This window comes from Nonomuraea diastatica (assembly GCF_004349015.1).
GTDB lineage: Bacteria > Actinomycetota > Actinomycetes > Streptosporangiales > Streptosporangiaceae > Nonomuraea > Nonomuraea diastatica.
Map to the genome: position 1 here is coordinate 1 of NZ_SMKP01000340.1, position 4666 is coordinate 4666.

Genomic DNA, 4666 nt, shown 5'->3' on the forward strand with positions numbered 1-4666 from the left:
CGCAACCCCCAGCCGGATCGGCAGGGTATTCATGAACAACCCCAACCCCCGCCCGGCACCCGCACCCCCATGCAACCGCCCGAACAACACCGTGCCGAACACCACATCATCACGACCGGTCAACCGAGCCAGCACCAGCGCCCACGCCAGATGAAACACCGACGCCGCCGACACCCCAGACCGGCGCGCCAACTCCCGTACGCGGGCCCCTGCCTCTCCGTCCACCGAAACGGAGGCGACACGCGCCCCACCACCGATCACATCCAGGACCCCATAAGGCGCACACGGCTCCTCAACCCCGGCCAGCATCCCGGTGAAGAACTCCTCATGCTCCGCCCCGGAGACACCGAGGACCGCCTGCGCCACCACATTCCGATACGGCACCGGCACCGGCAGCAGATCCCCCTGCCCCGCCAAGACCGCACCGACCTCACCCAAAAGGATCTGGAACGAGGTGTTGTCACCAAGCATGTGATGCATGACCACCAACACCCGCCACCCACCACCAGCCGGATCCACCGCAGTGAACACCCGCAACACCGGAGCCGACCCCAGATCAACGGTCTTGGCCAGCTCAGCCAGCCGACCGGCCTCGACCTCAGCGACCACCACATCAGCCCGCCGATGCACCACCTGCACCGGCCGGGACAACCCAGTCCAATGGAAGGACGTGCGCAGGATGTCATGCCGACCGACCACCTCCCGCAGCGCACCCAGGAACGCATCCAGCCGCTCCCACGTATCCACCTCGAACACATGCGACTGGACATAACTGTCCGCATCAGGCGCCATCAAATGATGGAAAAGCATCCCCTCCTGCAACGGCGCCAAAGGATAAATGTCCTGCACATTCCCCACCCCACCAGGAACAGCGGCGACAACCCGATCAATCTGCTCCTGAGACAGCTCGACCAGCGGCAGCATGCCGGGGGTGATACGCACCGGCGGGCTCCACCAGTCCCCGCCGGCCTCCCGATCGATCCGTTCGAGCAGATGCTCCTTGTGCTCGCGAAGCCCGGCAATCAGCTCAGGGGTGAGGGTGGTGCGGGCGGACCGTACCTTCAGACCGGAGCCGCTCCGGCGGAGCCGCACCTGCTGAGCCCAGATCAGGGCATACACGTCGTCGATAGTCATCGTGGATTCCCCTAAAATACGGGTCAGAGGGTGAATTCGAGGCCGGCGTCGTCGTCCGGTCCAATGTCAGGAATGAGGTTGTCCGGGACCTCCACCAGCCGGTCCGCAGTGCCTACGGAGGCGGCGAGGTCCGCGACGGTGGGGTGTGTGAACACGGTTCGCACGTCCACGGGCAGGCCGTGTTCGCGCAGCCGTTCGACGAGGGTGACCGCGGTCAGCGAGTGCCCGCCCAGGACGAAGAAGTCGTCGAACCGGCCGACCCGCTCCACCCCCAGCAGCTCCGCCCACACCGCAGCGATCGTCTGCTCGGCAGCGCCCTGCGGCTCCTGATAGCCGGCCCGGGCGAAGGCGTCTGAGTCCGGTGCGGGCAGCGCCGCCCGATCCACTTTGCCGTTCTTGTTGAGCGGCAACCGATCCAGACCGACGAATGCCGCCGGAACCATGTAACCCGGCAACACCGCGGCCAGATGCTCGCGCAGGTTCGCGCCATCCACCTCGGCCGGCACGTGATAGGCCACCAGCTGCCGATCTCCGCCCGCATCGGCACGAGCGACCACCGACACCTGCTCGACACCCGGCACCTCCAGCAACCGGGCTTCGATCTCGCCCAGCTCCACCCTGAAACCGCGGATCTTGACCTGGTGGTCGTTGCGGCCCAGGAACTCGATCGTCCCGTCCGGCAGCCACCGGCCCAGGTCACCGGTGCGGTAGACGCGGGCGCCGCCATCATCGAACGGGTGCGGCACGAACCGGCCGGCGGTCAGCACCGGCTGGTCGAGGTAGCCCTGCGCCACGCCCGCGCCGCCGACATACAACTCGCCGACCGCGCCGACCGGCAACGGACGGCCACGGTCGTCGAGCAGATACACCTGGTTGTTCGGCAGCGGACGCCCGATCGGCACGCTCCGCCCGGCCGACGGCGGCGCACTCACCCGGTACGTGGTGACCAGCGTCGCCTCGGTCGGGCCATACCCGTTGATCAGCCCATCGGCGGCATGCTCGCGAATCAGTTGGCCGACCGCCTCGGGGTTGACCACGTCACCGCCGACGAACAGGTGCCGCAGCCCGGACAGGGTCTTTCCCATCACCGGCGCGTACCGGTGGAACAGGCCGACGGTCAGCCACATCATCGAGACCTCATGCTGGATGAGCAGGTCGGCGAAAACCTCCGGGTCCAGCAGGTCGGACCGGCTCACCACCACCGTCGAGCCGCCGTTGACCAGCGGCCCCCACAGCTCCAGCACCGACATGTCGAACGTCGGGCTCGTCACGAACGCCGTCCGGGTGAACCGATCGATCGGAACCACCCCGCCATCGACCACCAGCCGGACAAGAGCCCGGTGCGGCAGTAGCACACCCTTCGGCGTACCGGTCGAGCCCGAGGTGAACAAGACGTAAGCCCCGGTATCATCCGCCACCGCCGGGACCGGCACCGGCCTCACCGGACCGTCCGCCTCCGCCGGGTCGACGTCCACCCGGACGATCATGACATCCGGCAGTTCTAGACCGGGCGCCGTCAGCGCCACCCGCACGCCACTGGTGACCAGCAGATCACGCATCCGCTGCTGAGGGCCGGCCGGATCGATCGGCACACACACCGCGCCCAGCCGTAGCACCGCCAGCTCGGCGGCGACCAGAGCCACCGACCGGTCCATTACCACGGCCACCCGCTCACCGGCGCGGACACCCAGGTCGCTCAGCCGCTCGGCCAGCCCCCACGCCCACATGTCGAGCGCGCCGTAACTCCACACCCCGCCGCCGTCGATGACGGCCACCGCATCAGGCGTCTCAGCGGCACGCTCCGCGAACAAGCCGTGCAGAGTCGCCCCCGACGGCAGGGACATCCCCGTCGCGTTGAACTCCTCCACCACCCGATGACGTTCAGCCTCCGGCAGCACGTCCAGCTCGGCCAGGTCCCGCCCGGTGTCGCCATCGGCCAGGTCATGCAGGGCAGCGACCAGCAGACCGAGCATCCGGTCGGCGTCGATCGGCGCCTGCGCCTGCAACGACAGCAGGAACCAGTCGTCGAACTCGTCGACCGACATCAGCACCGGATAGTTTGTCCGGGCCTGCACTCCCAGCTCGGTGACCCCGGCCCACGCCACAGCCTCTGCTGCGTCTGCGGCGGCCACGGCGGACATTCCGTGCCGGTAGTTCAGCAGCGTGGTGAACAACGGCGCACCCGCGGGCACCCCACTGCACCGCTGCGCCAGGCCCAACGGTGCATGCTCATGCCCGATCAACTCGGTCAGCAGCCGGTGGGTGCCGCGGATGCCGTCGCCGATGGTCCCGGCGGTGGGCCGGACCCGGACCGGCAGGGTGTTGATGAACAGCCCCACGCCGCGGTCGGCACCGGAGCCGCCGTGCATCCGCCCGAACAGCACCGTACCGAACACCACGTCGTCGCGACCGGTCAGCCGGGCCAGCACCAGCGCCCAGGCCAGGTGGAACAGCGACGCCGCGGACACGCCCTCGCGACGGGCCAGCGCACGGATCTGCTCGGCAGCACCGGCATCGACCACGATCTCGGCCTCGGCAACGTCGCTGCCATCACCGTGCACATCGAGCACCCCGTAAGGCACGCACGGCTCCTCGACATCGCCCAGCAGGCCGGTGAAGAACGCCTCATGCTCCGCCTCGGACACTCCGAGCACCGCCTGCGCCACCACGTTCCGGTACGGCACCGGCTCCGGCAGCAGATCGTGTCGGCCGGAAAGCACCGCGCCGATCTCCTCCAGGAGACGTTCCATCGTGCTGTGGTCGTCAACGATGTGATGCATCAGCACCAGCAGCAGCCACCGGTCATTCGCCGCGTCGTACCCGGTGAGGACACGCAGCGGGGGTGCCGTGGTCAGGTCCATCCGGAAGCGGCTCGAGTCGTTCCGGCTCGTCAACTGCCGTGCCGCGTCGCCATCCGGGTCAAGTTCAATCTCCTCCAAGGCGAGCGCGGGCCTGCGGTGCACGACCTGGACCGGCTGCGGGAGCCCCTCCCAGTGGAAGGAGGTACGCAACACGTCGTGCCGGTCGATCACCGTCTGCAGTGCGGCGAGGAATCCGTCGAGGTTCTCCCGGGTGTCAATGGCCAGGAGGTTCGACAGCACGTAGACGTCGTGCTCCGGCGACATCAGGTGGTGGAAGAGCATGCCCTCCTGGAGTGGCGCCAGCGGGTAGATGTCCTGCACGTTCCCAGTCCCGCCGGGGATCTGCGCGACGACCCGATCGATCTGCTCCTGAGACAGCTCGACCAGCGGCAGCAGGTCCGGCGTGATCACCGCCGTGTCCTCGCCGATCAGGTTGGCCGGGACCTCGACGGCACCCGCCGGGGCGGTGACAGTGGCCTCAGCCAGAGCCGCCACGGTCGGATGAGCGAACACGGTACGAACGTCCGTCGCAATCTCACGTTCACGCAGGCGTTCCACCAGCGACACCGCCAGCAGCGAATGCCCACCCAACGCGAAGAAATCATCGAACCGACCGACCCGCTCCACCCCCAGCAGCTCCGCCCACACCCCGGCGATCGCCTGCTCGATCT

At 68.3% G+C, this 4666-nt stretch carries 1 protein-coding gene and 1 pseudogene; both read right to left on the reverse strand.

Annotation, left to right across the window (positions count from 1 at the left end; all coding sequences use genetic code 11):
• Positions 1-939, reverse strand: a pseudogene (locus E1294_RS51065) (condensation domain-containing protein); the annotation flags it as partial.
• A gap of 218 nt (positions 940-1157) precedes the next feature.
• Positions 1158-4666, reverse strand: a 3509-nt coding sequence (locus tag E1294_RS51070) for a non-ribosomal peptide synthetase (protein WP_132520315.1), incomplete at its 5' end; no start/stop codon positions are given.